The sequence below is a fragment of the Mesorhizobium sp. WSM4989 genome, assembly GCF_029625795.1.
In the GTDB taxonomy this organism is placed as follows: domain Bacteria; phylum Pseudomonadota; class Alphaproteobacteria; order Rhizobiales; family Rhizobiaceae; genus Mesorhizobium.
On record NZ_JARTVN010000024.1, the window covers coordinates 1 to 286 of the forward strand.

1 protein-coding gene is annotated in these 286 nt (G+C 60.8%); it reads left to right on the plus strand.

The genetic code is table 11. The features are described from left to right. Positions 1–10: 10 nt before the first annotated feature. The coding region (locus P9217_RS30175) for a sigma factor (protein ID WP_278088329.1) at positions 11–286 on the plus strand (276 nt) is incomplete at its 3' end.

The following is a 286-nucleotide window of genomic DNA, read 5'->3' on the forward strand; positions in this document are numbered from 1 at the left end:
GCTCTATGCGATAGCGCTGAACATGCTCGGCTATGGGGCGGACGCCGAAGATGCTGTGCATGAGACTTTCCTGATCGCGCTGAGGCGCATCGGCGAACTCAAGGATCCGCAAGCCGTCGGTGGCTGGCTTCGCACTGTGTTGCACCGCTGTTGCCTGCAACAATTGCGTCGAAGACGACGCGAGATCTTGACCGCCGACATTCCAGACCGCCCAGACGAACGCGCAAGCATTGAGGAGCGGCTGGAGAAAGTCGCGCTTCGCGAATGGGTTTGGGACGCCCTACGC